Source organism: Gilliamella sp. N-G2, from assembly GCF_002142215.1.
Classification (GTDB): domain Bacteria; phylum Pseudomonadota; class Gammaproteobacteria; order Enterobacterales; family Orbaceae; genus Gilliamella.
Genome location: NZ_NAST01000029.1, coordinates 11521 through 30521 on the forward strand (window position 1 = coordinate 11521; position 19001 = coordinate 30521).

A 19001-nucleotide genomic window follows, 5' to 3' on the forward strand; every position below is an offset into this window, starting at 1 on the left:
TTATTTTTATAGCTCTTTTCTATTCCTATCACTAACTGTTAGTGGTTAAGCAAAATGTCTTACTTCACCATTGCCATGAATATTTTCTTCACAGCGTTTACATAAGTGAGTGGTTGGATTGTTATCAACAGTATAATGCCAGCAGCGAGGACATTTATCACCTTGTGCTTTAGCAAGCTCAATTTTAAGACCTTGAATATCACTTTGTACTGCTTGTTGTGATGCACTGTCTAACGGTTTAACACTTGCTTGTGATGTCAGTAATACAAAACGTAATTCGTTTTCTAATTTCGCAAGTGCCGTAGCAATTTCGCTATTGGCATAAAGTGTAACAGCTGCTTCGAGTGAGCCGCCAATAACTTTATCATTACGACCTTGCTCTAACACTTTGTTTACTTCACTACGAATAGTTAAAATTTGTGTCCAGTAAGCGCTGTTTAGTGTTTCACTCTCAGACAGACTAAATAGTGAGGTATACCATTCATCTTCAAACACAAATTCTGATTTTTCTGTTGCTGGTAGATATTGCCAAATTTCATCTGCAGTAAATGATAAAACAGGTGCAATCCAACGAACCATCGCTTGAGCAATATGGTATAACGCTGTTTGACAGCTATGACGGGCAATACTGTCACTTTTCGCCGTATATTGACGATCTTTGATAATATCTAAATAGAATGAGCCCATTTCAATTGAGCAGAATTGCATTATGCGTTGTACAACTTTGTGGAAATCATAGTTTTCATAAGCCTGAATGATCTGTTCTTGAGCCTCTTTTGCCACACTGACTGCCCAGCGATCGAGTACCACCATATCTTCAGGTTTAACCATATCTTTAACTGGATCGAAACCATTTAAGTTAGCCAATAAGAAACGCGCAGTATTACGGATACGACGATAGCTATCAGCTGCACGTTTGATGATTTCATCTGAATAGCTCATTTCACCTGAATAATCGGTTGAAGCAATCCATAATCGTAGAATATCGGCACCTAATTTATTCATTACCTCTTGTGGTGTAACGATATTACCTAGCGATTTAGACATTTTACGACCTTGTCCATCGACCACAAATCCATGTGTTAATACTTGTTTATACGGTGCTTTGTTATCAATTGCAGTTGATAACATTAACGAAGACATAAACCAACCACGATGTTGATCTGAACCTTCTAAATACATATCCGCTTCATGTCCTTCAAACTCAGGACGTACGCCAACAACTGAGTAGAATGTTGAACCTGAATCAAACCATACATCTAGCGTGTCTGGTACTTTACGATAATCATCGGCATCGGGACCTAATAGATCTTTAATATCGGCATCCCACCATGCTTGAATACCATTTTGCTCAACTAATTTAGCGACTTTTTCGACTAATTGTAGTGTGTCTGGATGTAACTCTTCAGTTTCTTTGTGTACAAATAACGTCATTGGTACTCCCCATGTACGTTGACGAGAAATACACCAATCAGGACGATTTGCCACCATTGTTTCAATTCGAGCTTGACCCCAATCAGGGATCCAACGAACTTGTTTAATCTCTTTTAGCGATTGAGCACGTAAACCTTGTTTATCCATGCTGATAAACCATTGTGGAGTTGCACGATAAATTACAGGTGTTTTATGTCGCCAACAGCATGGGTAGCTGTGTTCAATATTTTCAAAGTGTAATAGCGCATTGTGTTCTTTTAATAGCTCAATGACTACTTTATTGGCTTTAAAAACGAATAAACCATCTAAACCAGCACCAGTTCCCGGTAAATAACAACCATTACCTCCAACCGGATTGGCTACTTCAAGGCCATAATTTTGACCAACGATAAAGTCTTCAGCACCGTGACCTGGAGCGGTATGAACAGCACCAGTACCCGCATCAACAGTAACGTGTTCACCAAGTACAATTGGCTCATCAAAATCGAGGAATGGATGTTTGAAACGTAATAATTCAAGCGCATCACCTTGGCAAGAACCTAAGATTTTCCAATCAGTGATATCAGCACGTTTCATAACTGATTCAACTAAATCAGCAGCTAAAATTAGGCACTCTTTATCGTTGATTTGGATTAATTGATATTCAACCGTTGCATTAAGCGCAATTCCTCGGCTAGCTGGTAATGTCCATGGTGTGGTGGTCCAGATAACCGCATAAATAGTTAAATCAGTATTAATCCCGAATTTGTTTGCTACTGCTTGATTGTCAGTTGCTTTGAATTTGACATCAATTGCCGGTGATGATTTATCATAATATTCAACTTCGGCTTCCGCTAAGGCTGACATACAGTCGGTACACCAATAAACTGGTTTAGCCCCTTTGACTAAATGACCATTTTCAATCACTCTACCTAAAGCCCGAATAATATTCGCTTCAGTATCATAGTTCATTGTACGATATGGATTTTGCCAATCGCCAAGTACACCCATACGAATAAAATCAGCTTTTTGTAGTTCAACTTGTGAAGCCGCATAATCACGACAAATTTGGCGAAATTCAGCTGGTGTCACTTTTACGCCTGGTTTACCAACCTGTTCTTCAACTTTTTGTTCTATCGGTAATCCATGACAATCCCATCCTGGAATATACGGGGAGTCATAACCACTTAAACCTTTAGATTTGATGATAATATCTTTAATTATTTTATTAACGGCATGACCGATATGAAGTTTTCCGTTTGCATAAGGAGGGCCATCATGCAAAATAAAAGATTTTTTGCCTTTTTTTACTTGACGGATTTTGCGATAAAGTTCTTTATCATACCAATTTTGCAACATAGCTGGTTCACGTTTAGCAAGATCGCCTCGCATAGGGAATCCAGTTTCCGGTAAATTCAATGTATTTTTATAGTCTGTCATGCTGATTTATTCCAGTTATTTTTGTTGATACTACTTTTTAATTGGTTAATTTTGCACTGATCTGTTTCGCAGTGCAAACATCTTGTGAAATTTGTTGTTTTAAATCTGTTAGAGAGTCAAATTTTTTCTCATCGCGTAATTTACAGACAAAGGTAATGTCTAAATATTGTCCATAAATATCACCTGAAAAGTCAAATATATTCACCTCTAAAATTGCTTTTTTACCTTCAATGGTTGGTCTAATACCGATATTGGCAATGCCATGATAATATTGATTGCTACAACAGTTTTTGACTTTGACAAAATAGACCCCTTGTAAAGCAGGTTTTTTTCGATTCAAATGAATATTGGCGGTTGGAAATCCTAATTGTCTTGCTAACGCGTTACCATGTACCACTCTACCTTGAATGGCGTAATCACGACCTAAAAGGCAACGAGCTAATTCAAAATCACTATTAAACAGTGCTTCACGAACAGCTGTACTGCTGATTCTTAAATTATTCCAAACAAAGGTTGGCATACTTTCAACCGAAAAATGGTTATTTTGAGTATATTGTTGTAACAGATTGATGTCGCCTTTGCGGTCTCGGCCAAATTGGAAATCATCACCAATAACAATATATTTAGCGTTCAATTTATTAATCAACCAGTCTTGAATAAATGCATTGGCCGACATATTGGCAAAAGTTTGGGTAAAGGGTACAGCAATAATATAGTCGATACCGAGTTTTTCAATTAGTCGTACTTTTTCTTTAAATGAAGTTAAGCGAGTTGGTGCTCGCTTACTGAAAAACTCTAATGGTTGTGGCTCAAATAACATAACCGCTGTGGGTAAGTTTAATTTTTTACCTTGTTCTATTAAATGATTTATTAATTGTTGGTGTCCTAAGTGCACACCATCAAAGTTGCCCAATGTAAGTACACACTGAGTAAATTCATTGTTTAAATTATCAATACCGCGGATTATCTTCATTAAAGCGTGTTAGTTAATTATTATGTTTTCACTAAAATAGCTGCCAATTATACCAATCTTTCTTGAAGATGCACGCAATAACAATTGGGCTTTTTATGGCGGTATCGGCAATATTGTGATTGATTAATATAAAAACGCCAGAGGTAGTCTCAGGCATGTTTATATTTTTCCTGTTGTGAGTATAAAATAAGCGATAACTGGTTTTTAGTAGATTACTGATAAATAATCCAACATATACTTTATATTGGATTATTTTATTGATTAATAGTGTTTTAACGCTCTTAAAAACTCTTGTCGAGTACTTGGATTAGTTTTAAATCCGCCACCTAACGCGGTAGTGGTGGTTAAACTATTTGAATCTTTAATGCCTCGGGCTTTTACACAAAAGTGTGTTGCATCAATTGATACTGCAACATTAACTGTACCAAGTAGAGTTTGCAATGCAACCAAAATTTGTTGGGTTAATCTTTCTTGTACTTGTGGCCGTTGTGAAAAAAATTGAACAATTCGATTGATTTTTGATAGACCTATCACTTTATCTTTGGGGATATAAGAAACGGTTGCTTTACCATCGATGGTGACAAAATGGTGCTCACAAACACTGGTTAAAGTAATATCACGAACAGTGATCATTTCATCAACCTGCATTTTATTTTCAATAAGAGTTATTTTTGGAAAATTATGATAATTAAGACCGGAAAATATTTCATCAACATACATTTTTGCGACTCGATGCGGCGTTTCGGCGAGGCTATCATCATGCAAATCAAGTTCCATGAGTTTCATGATTTCTCGGAAATGTGCTTCGATTTTAGCTTTCCGTTCGCTATTTTCCATAGCTAAACGACATGATGGGGTTTCAAGATTTTTAGCTGCTAATTCCTCTTTGACTTTTTGCGCAGCAAGACTTAATTCTGTCATTTATTTAGTACTCAGGCGAAAATAGATGTCACATTATATATTACTCATATAGTGATATACAGTAATTTTCATTCATTGGATTGGATAAAAGCTCGTTATTATCTGGATTATTTTTACACTATATTATCGGAGTCAGCAACAATATTACTGTTAATTAGGTTATACTTATAGTTATTAAATCTAATAACATTTGGGTAACTATTGATGCCAAATAATGCGCCAATTATTTTAATTGATGGATCTTCTTATCTTTATCGGGCTTTTTTTGCTTGTCCGCCTTTAACCAATGCCAATGGTGAACCAACTGGGGCTATATTTGGTGTTATTAATATGATTCGTAGCTTGATGAATCAATATAATCCTACCCATATAGCGGTAGTTTTTGATGCTAAAGGTGGATCATTTCGTAATGAAATTTATAGTGAATATAAAGCAACTCGTGAAGAGATGCCGGAAAATTTACGACCACAAATTGAACCCATTCACACCATTTTAAAAGCGATGGGTTTACCATTACTTTGCGTTGAAGGTGTTGAAGCTGATGATGTGATCGGGACTTTAGCCAAACAAGCAGAAAAAGAAAATCTTCAAGTACTCATTAGTACTGGGGATAAAGATATGGCGCAATTAGTCAGCGATAAAGTTACACTGATTAATACCATGAATAATACGGCGCTTGATCCGCGAGGTGTTATGGATAAATTTGGTGTGCCACCAGCAAAAATTATAGATTATTTAGCATTAAGAGGTGACAATTCCGATAATATCCCTGGAGTAGCAGGAATTGGAGAAAAAACAGCACAGGCTTTATTAACTGCTTTTGATAGTGTAAAAGATATTTATAACCATTTAGACGATATTGAGAAATTATCGATTCGAGGCGCTAAATCATTAAAGCAAAAATTAATAGACAATCAAAAGGATGCAGAGCTTTCTTATCTATTAGCTACCATTAAAACCGATGTGGCATTAGATTTTACGAATGAACAACTACTTGTTACAGAGCTTGATGTAAATAAATTAGTCGAATTATTTGCTTATTATGGCTTTCATCGTTGGCAAAAAGAATTAATAGCGGGTAATTTTTTAAAACAACAAAAACTAACGGTTACTGACATTGATAATCTGTCGTTATTTTCGCAGGAAAGTGATACCGTTAAAGATAAGATTGATACAGATTACCAATGCATATTAACTCATGAGCAATTAGATGATTGGGTCAGTAAATTAGCTAACTGTCAGCAGTTTGCCTTTGATACAGAAACGGATAGTGTTGATCATATTCATGCTAAATTGGTTGGAATATCCCTAAGCGTGGCACCTTATCAAGCTGCTTATATTCCAATTAATCACCAATATCTAGGTGTGCCAGATCAATTACCATTAGATGATGTATTAACTAAATTAAAACCAATATTAGAAAACCCAGCAATTAAGAAAATCGCCCAAAATGCCAAATTTGATTACAGTGTGTTGGCTAATTATGGTGTCCATGTGCAAGGTATTGCTTATGATACAATGCTGGAGTCATATGTCTTAAATAGTACTGAACGACACGATATGGATAGTATGGCGAATCGTTATTTGCATCTAAAAACTATTACCTATAATGATTTAACCAAGGTTGATAAAAAACAAGTCACTATCGATGCTATTGAAGTTGAAAAAACTACGCAATATGCCGCTGAAGATGCGGATGTTACTTTGCAACTTCATCAGAAACTATGGCCTGAGCTGGAAAAAGACCAAAAGCTCAGTAAGTTATTTACCGATATTGAAATGCCGTTGGCGATTGTGTTGGCCGATATGGAAAGGACAGGGGTGTTAATTGACGCTAGACAGTTAAATGATTATTCCATTGAATTAAATAAAAAAATGCTAGAAATAGAGGCCGAATTACATTTCCTAGCAGGTGAAAAATTTAATCCTTCTTCACCAAAACAGATTCAAGCTATTTTATTTGATAAACACCAATTACCTGTCTTAAAAAAGACACCAAAAGGCGATCCATCAACTAGTGAAGATGTATTGAGTGAACTTGCTGAGCAGTATGTTTTACCGCGTAAAATATTGTTTTATCGTAGCTTAGCAAAACTGAAAAACACTTATACTGATAAATTACCGTTGATGGTAAGTCCAATAGACCATCGAATTCATACCAATTACAATCAAATTGGTACGGTAACTGGGCGGTTGTCATCAAATGATCCGAATTTACAAAATATCCCTGTACGTAATGAAGAAGGACGTAGAATTCGGCAAGCATTTATTGCACCACAAGGTTATAAGATTATTTCAGCCGATTATTCGCAAATAGAGTTGCGCATTATGGCGCATTTATCACAGGATCAAAGTCTGCTTAGCGCTTTTGCTGATGATAAAGATATTCATAGGGTTACCGCGAGTGAAGTATTAAGTAAACCAGAGGCAGATGTTACAGCCGAAGAGAGACGACGTGCGAAAGCAGTCAATTTTGGTTTGATTTATGGTATGAGTGCATTTGGATTATCGAAACAAATTAATCTTCCCCGTAAAGAAGCACAATTCTATATTGATCGCTATTTTGAACGTTATCCTGGTGTACAAGCTTATATGGAAGAAACACGCCAATTGGCAACGCAACAAGGCTATGTGGAAACTTTATCAGGAAGACGATTATATTTACCAAAAATCATTTCTGGCAATGGTATTGAAAAACGGGGCGCTGAACGTGCGGCAATTAATGCACCAATGCAAGGTACTGCAGCAGATATCATCAAAACCGCTATGATTAAAATGAGTGAGTGGATAAAAAATCAACCGACAGGTAATATCAGAATGGTGATGCAAGTACACGATGAGCTGGTGTTTGAAGTTAAAGAAGAGTTGGTGAGTGAATATAATGCGTTGATTAAATCAATTATGGAGAATTGTTATCAACTTTCAGTACCGTTAAAAGTTGATGTTGGTATTGGTAATAATTGGGATGAAGCGCATTAATCTTTTTATTAAAATTAACTTATACGTTATAGTTTGATTTTTATACTAAAATATATAGTTAATTACTCAATACTTTTATAAAATAGTTGTTAATTTTATGCTGTTAGCGATGGCTTGCCGAAACCTTTTGGCGTGTTAGAATAAACAACTAAATTGAATTTATTACAAAATGTTATTATTTTTCTCACTTATGAGAAGAGTTAAAATAAAAAAGAGCGCGAGCAACGAATTGACGTTTGAGTGTTCTTTTTTGTTATTAATAGGATTATTTCATGAAAATTAAAACCCGTTTTGCACCAAGCCCAACCGGTTACTTACATGTGGGTGGTGCTCGTACAGCACTTTATTCTTGGCTATATACTCGCCATGCACAAGGTGCTTTCGTATTACGTATTGAAGATACCGATCTTGAGCGTTCAACGCCAGAAGCGATTGAAGCGATTATGGAAGGTATGAATTGGTTAAAATTATCATGGGATGAAGGCCCATATTTTCAAACTAAACGCTTTGATCGTTACAATCAAGTGATTGACGAAATGTTAGCTAATGGTACGGCTTATCGTTGCTATTGTTCGAAAGAGCGATTAGAAAAATTACGTGAACAGCAAATGGCGAATGGGGAAAAAGCTCGTTATGATGGCCATTGCCGTTGTGATGACGTACAAAAACAGCATAATCATGACGAACCGCATGTTGTTCGCTTTGCTAATCCTACTGATGGAGTAGTTGTCTTCAACGATTTAATTCGAGGACCAATTGAAATTGCCAATAAAGAGCTTGATGATCTCATAATTCGTCGTACTGATGGGTCACCAACTTACAATTTTTGTGTCGTGGTAGACGATTGGGATATGGAAATTACTCATGTTATTCGTGGTGAAGATCATATTAATAATACCCCTCGACAAATTAATATTCTTAAAGCGCTTGGTGCACCGTTACCTGAATATGGTCACGTATCGATGATTTTAGGTGATGATGGGCAAAAATTATCTAAACGTCATGGTGCGGTAAGTGTTATGCAATATCGTGATGATGGTTATTTGCCCGAAGCACTATTAAATTATCTAGTTAGGCTCGGTTGGTCTCATGGTGATCAAGAAATATTCTCGGTGCCTGAAATGGTGAGTTACTTTTCTTTAGATGCAGTCAGTAAGTCGGCCAGTGCATTTAATACTGAAAAACTACTTTGGTTAAATCATCATTATATTAATCATTTAGACGCTGATTATGTTGCACAGCATTTAGTTTGGCATATGAATCAACAAGGTTATGATTTAGATCAAGGCCCCGATTTGATTACTATCGTCAAATTATTTGGTGAGCGTTGTAAAACATTGAAAGAAATGGCTGAATCAAGTAGCTATTGCTATCAAGATTTTGCTGAGTTTGATGCTGATGCGGCTAAAAAGCATTTGCGCCCCGTTGCCAAAGAGCCATTAGAAGTGGTTAAGGCTAAAATTGAAGCCATTTCTGACTTTGATTGGCAAATCGATAAAATTCACCATGCCATTGAAGCAACAGCAGCAGAGCTTGAGGTTGGTATGGGTAAAGTTGGTATGCCTCTTCGGGTTGCTGTAACCGGAATTGGGCAATCACCTTCAGTTGATGCCACTGTTTATGCTGTTGGTAAAAAACGCACCTTAGCCAGAATAGATAAAGCATTGGCTTTTATTGCTAACAGAGAACAAACTCAAGCGTAATCTTATTTAATCGCCGATAATAACTCGGCGATTCACTTTATCTTGTTGAGAGTTTATTATGGCTCGCTTAAAGAAACGTTATTGGATTCCGTCGCTTATATTATTGATTATAATCATAGCAAGTTTATCTGGATGGCGTTATTGGTTAGCACTTAAGGATGAATATAATCTTTCGATAGACTGGCAAGGTATCAACATCGGCTGGGATGGTTTATCTTTTGCTGAACTAAATATTGCTCAGCAATCACAATTATCAGTAACGGCCAGCGATGTGAAAATATCATGGTCACAGCTGAGCGCTAAAAATATCGATATCTATTGGCAAAAAGCCGATTTTACCAATACACAAGCAGTAACGAAAATTGCAGATGATCAATTACAACAACTTGATCAATCTACTTTTGAACCTTTATTGATTTCGACTATTATTGCCTGGTTACCAACAAATATTAACATTGAACATTTAATATTACACCAGCAAGATAGTGAATTATTTAATCTGAAAGTTGCAGTGGTTAAAAATCAAAATACTTTGCAACTCAACCTAGCCAGTAATTTTCAGGATATGGCAACGCTTGCTGCTGATATCTCATTTAATCAATCAAATTCATCGGTTGAAATTGAAAATGGTGTTTTGACCACATCTTTATCGTATTTTGGTATTGAAAAAGGTAGTTTAACTTTACCATTCAGTGGTGTTTTAACCGATAAGCTATTTACTTTAAAAAGTACCGATAAAGCACTAGTTGATATTGAAAAAGCGAATTTTTCCGATGATTTAATTATTAAACCATTAATCGGAAAATTAACTCTTGATGCAGCATTGCCTATTCCATTTAAAGCTAATCAAGTTAACGTCAAATCATCATTAACAATTAATAAATTTGACGGCATATATAAGGCAAGCGAATTTAAATCCGCTTTGGGGGATATAAATCTTTTATTCAACAATAATCAATTTACTGTTACAACTTCAGCATTAACCATTCAACAAGTGAATATTGGTGTTATTTTTGAAAAAGTAAAATTAGCTGGTAGTTATTCAGCATCTTTAGCTGCACCAAATAAAGGAGTTGTAAAATGGCAATTAGCACAAGCCGCTATTTTTTCTGGTTCTGTTTCTCTTGATAAAGGGCAATTGAATTTAGCAAAATTACCCCAAAAATTTAATTTAAGGTTAAAAAAGGTACAACTTAAAGATATTTTTGCAAAATATCCTGCTGAGGGGTTAGCTGGAGAAGGCGCGATTGATGGTGTTTTACCGATTACTTTATTGCCTTCTACTAAAAAAGGCACCGCTTTGACCGAAGTTATTATCAAAAATGGTCAATTAGTAACGGTCAATGAGGGCTTTTTGCGGTTTGAAAATTCAGCATTGCAAAATTATGCACAAGCCAATCCTAATATGAAAATTCTCACTGATATTATTAAAAATTTTCATTATACTAAATTATCAGGTACGGTTAATTATGCTAATGAGATTGCTAAGTTAGGATTAAATATCCAAGGCAGTAACCGAGATGTTGAGAATGGTAAAGCAGTAAATTTAAATATTAATCTTGAAGAAAATATTGCAAAATTGTTGATAAGTTTACAACTTTCCGATCAGATTAACGAACCCATACGAAAACGTATTGAAGCGTATTTGAAAAGGAAATCTTGATAGATAAGAGGCTATATTATGCTAAAAAATATGATTACTATTATCGTGTGTAGCGCAGTATTAATTGGCTGTACACCAACGGTCAAGGTACAAGCGCCAAATGAACCAATTAATATCAATTTGAATGTTAAGATTGATCATGAAATTAATATTAAAGTTGATAAAGCCTTAGATAACATTATCAATAAATCAGGTTTATACTAAATTAATATTATTATCGGTCGTTATTTACAAATAATGTCATGAATCTAAAAAATTACTCTTGCGGAACATAAGATGATTTTTTAATAAATTTTACACATATTTAATACAATTTAATATGATGTATTTAATAAGGGGGTTATTATGAATATCTATAAAAAAGCAACGATAGCATTATTATCAATAATATTAGCTTTACCAGTTTTTGCTTTAAATTTAGATCAGGCAATTAATGAATTAAGTCAAGCCAAAGCTAATGGGTTGGTTGGTGAACAAGCTGATGGTTACCTAGGCGTGGTCAAAAATGAAGGTAATGCTAGCGAAATTGCTCAATTAATTAATCAGGCTCGTAAACAAGAGTATCAAAAAGTATCAGCTCAAAGTAATGTGCCATTAGTGGAAGTTCAAAATAGAGCAGGAACTAAAGCACAAGAGAAAACACCAGCTGGTCAATATATTAAACAACAAGGGCAATGGTTAAAAAAATAATAGTCAACTTTTACAGTAATAGAAAAAGTATAATGATATTGTACTTTAATTGTTAACCAATAATGTGTATGCTGTTATTTTTATGCTTTGCTTGTAATAATATTTAAAATAAGTTTTATTTGTAAATAGTATCGCTTTGGCGATTTTAAATGGAGAAAATCAATGTGTTCGATTTTAGGTATTCTTGATATTAAATCAGATCCAGAACAACTACGAACAAAAGCATTAGAACTATCAAGTCTACAACGTCATCGTGGACCTGACTGGTCTGGTATTTTTGCTTCTGATAAAGCTATTTTAGCTCATGAACGTTTATCAATTGTAGATGTTAATACAGGATCTCAACCGCTTTATAATAAAGACAAAACCCTAGTTTTAGCGGTAAATGGCGAAATTTATAATCATCAAGAACTCCGAAATCAGTACAAAGATCGTTATGAATTTCAGACAGGATCTGACTGTGAAGTTATCCTAGCCTTATATCAAGAAAAAGGTATTAACTGTCTTGATGAACTACAAGGTATGTTTGCTTTTATTCTTTATGACATCAACAAAGGTACCTATTTTATTGGTCGCGATCATATTGGTATTATCCCAATGTATATGGGATATGATGAAAATGGTACATTTTATGTTGCCTCAGAGATGAAAGCTTTGGTACCTGTTTGTAAAACCATTGAAGCATTTCCTCCTGGTTGTTATCTTTCTAGCACAGAGGGTGAAATAAAGACCTATTACAAACGCGATTGGATGGAATATGATAATGTCAAAGATAATAAGACAGATATCAATGAACTTCGTGTCGCATTAGAAGAGTCAGTAAAAAGCCATCTTATGTCTGATGTTCCTTATGGTGTTTTATTATCTGGTGGACTTGATTCTTCAGTTATCTCAGCGATTACTAAAAAGTTTTCTGCGCGTCGAGTTGAGGATCATGAAAAATCAGAAGCATGGTGGCCACAATTACACTCGTTTGCGGTTGGTTTAAAAGGTGCACCTGATCTTAAAGCTGCCCAAGCAGTTGCCGATCATTTAGGTACTGTTCATCACGAAATTAACTTCACAATACAAGAAGGGATTGATGCGATTCGTGATGTTATTTATTACATCGAAACTTACGATGTCACAACCATTCGCGCTTCAACCCCAATGTATTTAATGGCAAGAAAAATTAAAGCAATGGGTATCAAAATGGTGTTATCGGGTGAAGGTGCTGATGAGGTATTTGGTGGTTATCTCTATTTCCACAAAGCGCCAAATGCCAAAGAGTTCCATGAAGAAACTGTGCGTAAATTAGCGGCACTGCATATGTATGACTGTGCTCGAGCTAATAAAGCAATGGCTGCTTGGGGTGTTGAAGCTCGGGTACCATTCTTAGATAAAAAATTCTTAGATGTTGCTATGCGCATTAACCCACAAGATAAAATGTGTGGTAGTAACGGTAAAATGGAAAAACACATTGTTCGTGAAGCATTTGAATCTTATTTACCAGCATCCGTGGTTTGGCGTCAAAAAGAGCAATTTTCTGACGGTGTAGGTTATAGTTGGATCGATACCTTAAAAGAGATTGCCGAAAGCAAAATTACCGATCAACAGTTAGAAAATGCAAAATTCCGTTTTCCATACAATACTCCAGCTTCAAAAGAAGCTTATATGTATCGTGAAATTTTTGATGAATTATTCCCAGTTGAAAGTGCTGCGCATTGTGTACCTGGTGGTCCTACAGTGGCTTGTTCAACAGCTAAAGCGATCGAATGGGATGAGTCATTTAAAAATCTAAATGATCCATCAGGTCGCGCAGCGGTTGGTGTACATAATGATGCTTATAAAAAATAATCGACTTTAATCGCTCTTATTGGACATAAAAAAACGGGGATATTTCCCGTTTTTTTATGCTCACAATACTATCCTTACAAAATGATATTACTTAATGTGTAGCGCCTTTTGCTGCACCAATAGGTAGAATTGTACGACCAAATTGTTCATTTAGAACTTCAGCCATCGCAAGATAAATTGCACTCGCACCACAAATTATGCCTTCAAAACCAGCAATATGAATAATGTCATGGTTACCAGAAATATTACCAATTGCTAATAGAGCGAATAAAATGGTTAAGCTGGCAAAAACAAATTGTAATGCTCGGTTAGCTTTTAATGTACCAATAAACATAAATGCGGTAAAAATACCCCACAGTGCTAGAAAAATCCCTAAAAAGGTTGCATCGGTAGGTGCAGTTGCTGGTGAAGTAGGTAAATACCAAATACCAACTAAAGCAATCCAAAAGAAACCGTATGAAGTAAACGCTGTTGTTCCGAAGGTATTTCCTTTACGGAATTCTAAAATTCCTGCGATTACTTGGGCTAATCCACCATAAAAAATACCCATAGAAACGATTGCCGTCATAACTGGAAAAAATCCTGCATTATGAATATTTAATAAAATTGTTGTCATACCAAATCCCATAAGCCCCAATGGTCCCGGATTGGCAAGTTTAGTTTGTTGCATAAAATTCCTATTTTTAAACACAATAATAAAAATGGGTTGCAATAATAAGAGGTGAAATTATTGGAATCAAGGTCTATAAAAAAATTATTTTTATTTGCCCCCTTGATATTAACAATAATGTTCCCATCTATGTGAAAACAAATACATATCTTTGTCAAAATAAGGCCTTGAAATTGAATATTTAAGACTTATATACAGAGAATAAAATACAGGTTTGAGGAGAAACGATTATGGGTAAAATTATTGGTATCGACTTAGGTACAACAAATTCATGTGTTGCAGTAATGGATAACGGTCAAGCAAAAGTATTAGAAAACGCAGAGGGTGATCGCACAACCCCATCGATTATTGCTTACACACAAGATGGCGAAATTCTAGTTGGTCAACCCGCTAAACGTCAGGCAGTAACTAATCCACAAAATACATTATTTGCAATTAAACGTTTAATCGGTCGTCGCTATGAAGATGCAGAAGTACAGCGCGATGTTGGTATTATGCCATATAAAATTGTTAAAGCAGATAATGGCGATGCTTGGGTTGATGTTAAAGGTCAAAAAATTGCGCCACCACAAATTTCTGCTGAAGTATTAAAGAAAATGAAAAAAACAGCAGAAGATTATCTTGGTGAGCCAGTTACTGAAGCCGTTATTACTGTTCCTGCTTACTTTAATGACGCACAACGTCAAGCAACTAAAGATGCAGGTCGTATTGCTGGTTTAGATGTAAAACGTATCATCAACGAACCAACTGCAGCAGCACTTGCTTATGGTTTAGATAAAGATGTGGGTAACCGTACTATTGCTGTATATGACCTTGGTGGTGGTACATTTGATATCTCAATTATCGAAATTGACGATGTTGATGGCGAAAAAACATTCGAAGTATTAGCAACAAATGGTGATACTCACTTAGGTGGTGAAGACTTTGATTCACGCTTAATTAACTACTTAGTTGATGAATTTAAACGTGAACAAGGATTTGATCTTAAAAATGACCCACTTGCAATGCAACGTTTAAAAGAAGCGGCTGAAAAAGCGAAAATCGAATTATCATCAGCTCAACAAACTGATATTAACTTACCTTATATCACTGCTGATGCAACTGGACCTAAACACTTAAATATCAAAGTGACTCGCGCTAAACTTGAATCATTAGTTGAAGATTTAGTTAAACGTTCAATGGAACCTGTTAAAACAGCATTAAAAGATGCCGGTCTTAGTGTTTCTGATATTAAAGATGTTATCCTAGTTGGTGGTCAAACACGTATGCCAATGGTTCAAAAAGCTGTTGCAGATTTCTTTGGTAAAGAACCACGTAAAGACGTTAACCCTGATGAAGCAGTAGCTGTTGGTGCGGCAGTACAAGGTGGTGTATTAGGTGGTGATGTTAAAGACGTATTATTACTTGACGTAACACCATTATCATTAGGTATCGAAACCATGGGTGGTGTCATGACTACCTTGATTGAGAAAAACACGACTATCCCAACAAAACATAGTCAAGTATTCTCAACTGCTGAAGATAATCAATCAGCTGTAACTATCCATGTATTACAAGGTGAACGTAAACGTGCAAGTGATAATAAATCATTGGGTCAATTTAACCTTGATGGTATTCAAGCTGCACCACGTGGTATGCCACAAATCGAAGTAACCTTTGATATCGATGCTGATGGTATTTTGCATGTATCAGCAAAAGATAAAAATACTGGTCGTGAGCAAAACATTACCATTAAAGCTTCTTCAGGATTAAGCGAAGAAGAGATCCAAAAAATGGTAAATGATGCTGAAGCAAATGCTGATGCAGACCGTAAATTCGAAGAATTAGCTCAAATTCGTAACCAAGCTGATCACCTTGTTCACTCAACTCGTAAACAAGTGACTGAAGCAGGCGATCAATTATCAGCTGATGACAAAACCGCTATCGAAAGCGCAGTAAGTGATCTAGAAAATGTTGCGCGTGGTGAAGATAAAGCAGAGATCGAAGCTAAGATTAATGCATTAATGGAAGCGTCAAAAAAATTACTTGAGTTAGCACAACAACAAGCTCAAGCTGATCAATCTGCAGCTCAAGCAAATAGCGGAAGTTCTGCAGGACAAGATGATGTTGTGGATGCCGACTTCAAAGAAGTTGATGACGAGAAAAAATAAGCATTAATTAATATGTTTTTTAATGAGTTATTGCAACGAGTTTTAAACATGTAAAACATCAAACGGGCGCGAGGTAACTCAAGCCCGTTTAGTTGTTTATATAATGATTAAAGTAAAGGTTAATTATGGCTAAGAAAGATTATTATGAAACATTAGGCGTAAGTAAAAGTGCCACTGAAGCTGAGATAAAAAAAGCCTACAAACGCCTAGCCATGAAATATCATCCGGATAAAAATCAGGATAATAAAGCAGAAGCTGAAGCAAAATTTAAAGAAGTCAAAGAAGCTTATGAAATTTTAACTGATCCGCAAAAGAAAGCTGCTTATGATCAGTATGGCCATGCAGCTTTTGAACAAGGCCACGGTGGTGCTGGCGCTGGAGGATTCGGTGGTTTTGGCGGTTTTGGTGGTGGTTCGGCATTTGATGATATCTTCAGTGATTTCTTCGGTGGTGGTCGAGGACAAGGTCAAACAGCTTCACGAGGCAATGACTTACAATACAACATTTCCTTAACGCTAGAAGAAGCGGCAAGTGGAGTAAGTAAAGAGATAAAAGTACCAACATGGGTAACTTGTGATGTATGTCATGGACAGGGCACTGAAAAATCATCTGATGTGGTTACCTGTGATACTTGTCATGGTGCTGGTGTTGTCCAAATGCGTCAAGGCTTCTTTGCGGTACAGCAAGAGTGTCCAACCTGTCACGGCCGTGGAAAAATCGTTAAAAACCCATGTAAAAAATGTCGTGGTGAAGGACGAATCCAAAAAACGAAAACGTTATCCGTTACTATTCCAGCTGGGGTCGATACAGGAAACCGTATTCGACTTTCAGGTGAGGGTGAAGCAGGACTAAATGGGGCACCAGCGGGTGATTTATATGTTCAGGTACAAGTAAAACCACATGCAATTTTTGAGCGAGATGGTACTAATTTACATTGTGAAATTCCAATTAATATTGTTTTAGCATCCCTTGGTGGTGAAGTTGAAGTGCCAACCCTAAATGGTAAAGTTAGTTTAACCATACCGGCAGAAACGCAAACCGGTAGAATGTTTAGATTACGTGGAAAAGGTATTAAATCATTACGCGGTAGCACAGTAGGTGATTTGTATTGCCATGTCGTGGTTGAAACCCCAGTAAACTTAACTGGCAAACAAAAAGAGTTACTCAAAGAGTTGGGTGACAGTTTTAAAGCCGATAAAAATGCAAAACATAGTCCAAAAGAAAAAAGCTTCTTTGATAAAGTGAAGAAGTTTTTTGGATAATATAAATCGTTAATTATACAATCGAGCCTTACGAATAAGGCTCGATTTTTTTATCCTATTGATATCTTAATATTCTTCATTTTAGTTATCTTAAATTTTCCTTTTATTATTAGATATTCAAAATTTGAAATTAAGTCATCTAGTATTCAATATATTTAATTAGTAAGCGGGCTAACTAATTTGGAGGATAATACATGCAGCTCGAAAATCGCTATTTATCTTTTTGCAATATTTAGAAGAAACAAAATACGGTTGCTCTAGAAAAGATTAGAACATGCTTTACATTATTATCTGTTGCTAATCTGATCGATATATAGTGCGCTAAACGTCTTAATAAATATCATCTTTCAGAAAATAGATTAATTATTTTAGTTTTACTGAAAGAATACCAAGAATTATCTTTGCAAGAAATTGCCAAATTATTAGGAATAACTAAAGCTTCGACAACCTCGCTTGTCAGCTCGTTAATTAATGATGGGCTAGTATCAAAGAGAAATAATGAAAATGACAAAAGAATTTCAATTATTAGTTTAACCTCAATTGGAATGGATTTATTAACGGAAACGTTAAACGAACACAGTGTTTGGATCGAAAAAATCACTAATAACTTATCTGATAATGATGTTGCTATATTCAGAAAAGTATTAAGACAAGATCTATTAGCACAATTACCACCCAATGTACTAAATATGTTAGATAATTTACTAGCTGATATGCTAAGTGAAAAACTAGATAGTCATGCTTTACAATGTGGTGATATTTCGCCTGACTTTTGTTAATATCAACTGATAATGATGAAATCAATTTATACCAATTACTGGAAACTTAACCGGTAATCATTATTTTCTTTCGAGGTAGTTGGTGTCCGTTTTGTGTGAAAGAATTGGAGCATTTTCAAAATAACTTAGAATTGATGCAAAAAATGCATATTTCATTTCTATTTCACCGCAGAAATATTCAATTAGTGGACAGTTAAAAAAAGAAAAATCGATGTCGATAACGATACTATCAGATATTAAAAACAATATAGCTAACCAATTTGGTTTAGTGTTCACATTATCTGAAAAAATGCGAGAATTAAATAAGAGTTTAGGTGCTAATTTATTGGATTTTAATGATGATGATATTTATACATTGCCAATACCAGCAACTTATTTAATTGGTCAGGATAAAAGATTCAGTTTGCTTATATTAATGCTAATTATATGGAACGAGCTGATATATCTGAATTAATAAACATAATAAACTAGCAAAAACTAGAACATAATTTTGTATTAATTACACTTAATAATATATAAAAA

General features: G+C 35.4%; 14 protein-coding genes and 1 pseudogene. 10 read left to right on the top strand and 5 right to left on the bottom strand.

The window, feature by feature from the left end:
- Positions 1–45: 45 nt before the first annotated feature.
- The 4 genes from ileS to folE form a co-directional block, all read right to left on the bottom strand.
- Positions 46–2853: an isoleucine--tRNA ligase gene (ileS, locus tag B6C99_RS11270; RefSeq protein ID WP_086359914.1), complete on the bottom strand. Its 2808-nt coding sequence runs from the start codon at positions 2851–2853 to the stop codon at positions 46–48.
- Between the two features lie 37 nt (positions 2854–2890).
- A complete protein-coding gene (gene ribF / locus B6C99_RS11275; protein ID WP_086359915.1) occupies positions 2891–3826 on the bottom strand; it encodes a bifunctional riboflavin kinase/FAD synthetase in 936 nt (311 codons plus the stop codon).
- Positions 3827–3857: 31 nt separating this feature from the next.
- Positions 3858–3983 (bottom strand): hypothetical protein, encoded by a 126-nt coding sequence (locus B6C99_RS13575; RefSeq protein WP_256363512.1) that lies wholly within the window; start codon positions 3981–3983, stop codon positions 3858–3860.
- A 104-nt stretch (positions 3984–4087) separates the two neighbouring features.
- Complete coding sequence (gene folE / locus B6C99_RS11280) at positions 4088–4747, bottom strand: GTP cyclohydrolase I FolE (protein WP_086359916.1); 660 nt, start codon at positions 4745–4747, stop codon at positions 4088–4090.
- Between the two features lie 204 nt (positions 4748–4951).
- Between folE and polA the strand changes: the two genes are divergently transcribed.
- From polA to asnB, 6 genes are all read left to right on the top strand, one after another.
- Complete coding sequence (polA, locus tag B6C99_RS11285) at positions 4952–7726, top strand: DNA polymerase I (RefSeq protein WP_086359917.1); 2775 nt, start codon at positions 4952–4954, stop codon at positions 7724–7726.
- A 272-nt stretch (positions 7727–7998) separates the two neighbouring features.
- A complete protein-coding gene (gene gltX / locus B6C99_RS11290) occupies positions 7999–9429 on the top strand; it encodes a glutamate--tRNA ligase (protein WP_086359918.1) in 1431 nt (476 codons plus the stop codon).
- A 58-nt stretch (positions 9430–9487) separates the two neighbouring features.
- Positions 9488–11092 carry a YdbH domain-containing protein gene (locus tag B6C99_RS11295; RefSeq protein WP_086359919.1) on the top strand — a complete coding sequence of 535 codons (1605 nt, stop codon included), beginning with the start codon at positions 9488–9490 and terminating at the stop codon, positions 11090–11092.
- Positions 11093–11110: 18 nt separating this feature from the next.
- Positions 11111–11296 (top strand): YnbE family lipoprotein, encoded by a 186-nt coding sequence (locus B6C99_RS11300; RefSeq protein WP_173795303.1) that lies wholly within the window; start codon positions 11111–11113, stop codon positions 11294–11296.
- 141 nt (positions 11297–11437) lie between these two features.
- Positions 11438–11782: a YdbL family protein gene (locus B6C99_RS11305; protein WP_065577938.1), complete on the top strand. Its 345-nt coding sequence runs from the start codon at positions 11438–11440 to the stop codon at positions 11780–11782.
- Between the two features lie 162 nt (positions 11783–11944).
- A complete protein-coding gene (gene asnB, locus B6C99_RS11310; RefSeq protein ID WP_086359920.1) occupies positions 11945–13618 on the top strand; it encodes an asparagine synthase B in 1674 nt (557 codons plus the stop codon).
- Positions 13619–13709: 91 nt separating this feature from the next.
- Here asnB and satP read toward each other — a convergent pair whose 3' ends face one another.
- Positions 13710–14288 (bottom strand): acetate uptake transporter, encoded by a 579-nt coding sequence (satP, locus tag B6C99_RS11315; RefSeq protein WP_086359921.1) that lies wholly within the window; start codon positions 14286–14288, stop codon positions 13710–13712.
- A 230-nt stretch (positions 14289–14518) separates the two neighbouring features.
- On the opposite strand from satP, the gene dnaK reads away from it, so the two are divergent.
- The 4 genes and pseudogenes from dnaK (at position 14519) to B6C99_RS11335 (ending at position 18933) form a co-directional block, all read left to right on the top strand.
- Positions 14519–16438 carry a molecular chaperone DnaK gene (gene dnaK / locus B6C99_RS11320; RefSeq protein WP_086359922.1) on the top strand — a complete coding sequence of 640 codons (1920 nt, stop codon included), beginning with the start codon at positions 14519–14521 and terminating at the stop codon, positions 16436–16438.
- Between the two features lie 125 nt (positions 16439–16563).
- The gene (gene dnaJ / locus B6C99_RS11325) at positions 16564–17700 is read left to right on the top strand and encodes a molecular chaperone DnaJ (RefSeq protein ID WP_086359923.1); all 1137 of its coding nucleotides are present in this window, start codon (positions 16564–16566) and stop codon (positions 17698–17700) included.
- Between the two features lie 341 nt (positions 17701–18041).
- Positions 18042–18479, top strand: a pseudogene (locus tag B6C99_RS11330) (MarR family winged helix-turn-helix transcriptional regulator); the annotation flags it as partial.
- Positions 18480–18690: 211 nt separating this feature from the next.
- Positions 18691–18933 (top strand): hypothetical protein, encoded by a 243-nt coding sequence (locus B6C99_RS11335; RefSeq protein ID WP_371265842.1) that lies wholly within the window; start codon positions 18691–18693, stop codon positions 18931–18933.
- The last annotated feature ends 68 nt before the right edge of the window (positions 18934–19001 follow it).

Excerpts from the sequence above, each read along its gene's own strand:
- polA (WP_086359917.1), top strand. The coding sequence starts at position 4,952 with ATGCCAAATAATGCGCCAATTATTTTAATTGATGGATCTTCTTATCTT.
- B6C99_RS13575 (WP_256363512.1), bottom strand. The coding sequence starts at position 3,983 with ATGCCTGAGACTACCTCTGGCGTTTTTATATTAATCAATCACAATATT.
- dnaK (WP_086359922.1), top strand. The coding sequence starts at position 14,519 with ATGGGTAAAATTATTGGTATCGACTTAGGTACAACAAATTCATGTGTT.
- asnB (WP_086359920.1), top strand. The coding sequence starts at position 11,945 with ATGTGTTCGATTTTAGGTATTCTTGATATTAAATCAGATCCAGAACAA.
- dnaJ (WP_086359923.1), top strand. The coding sequence starts at position 16,564 with ATGGCTAAGAAAGATTATTATGAAACATTAGGCGTAAGTAAAAGTGCC.
- ribF (WP_086359915.1), bottom strand. The coding sequence starts at position 3,826 with ATGAAGATAATCCGCGGTATTGATAATTTAAACAATGAATTTACTCAG.
- B6C99_RS11335 (WP_371265842.1), top strand. The coding sequence starts at position 18,691 with ATGTCGATAACGATACTATCAGATATTAAAAACAATATAGCTAACCAA.
- B6C99_RS11300 (WP_173795303.1), top strand. The coding sequence starts at position 11,111 with ATGCTAAAAAATATGATTACTATTATCGTGTGTAGCGCAGTATTAATT.
- gltX (WP_086359918.1), top strand. The coding sequence starts at position 7,999 with ATGAAAATTAAAACCCGTTTTGCACCAAGCCCAACCGGTTACTTACAT.
- B6C99_RS11295 (WP_086359919.1), top strand. The coding sequence starts at position 9,488 with ATGGCTCGCTTAAAGAAACGTTATTGGATTCCGTCGCTTATATTATTG.
- folE (WP_086359916.1), bottom strand. The coding sequence starts at position 4,747 with ATGACAGAATTAAGTCTTGCTGCGCAAAAAGTCAAAGAGGAATTAGCA.
- satP (WP_086359921.1), bottom strand. The coding sequence starts at position 14,288 with ATGCAACAAACTAAACTTGCCAATCCGGGACCATTGGGGCTTATGGGA.
- ileS (WP_086359914.1), bottom strand. The coding sequence starts at position 2,853 with ATGACAGACTATAAAAATACATTGAATTTACCGGAAACTGGATTCCCT.
- B6C99_RS11305 (WP_065577938.1), top strand. The coding sequence starts at position 11,438 with ATGAATATCTATAAAAAAGCAACGATAGCATTATTATCAATAATATTA.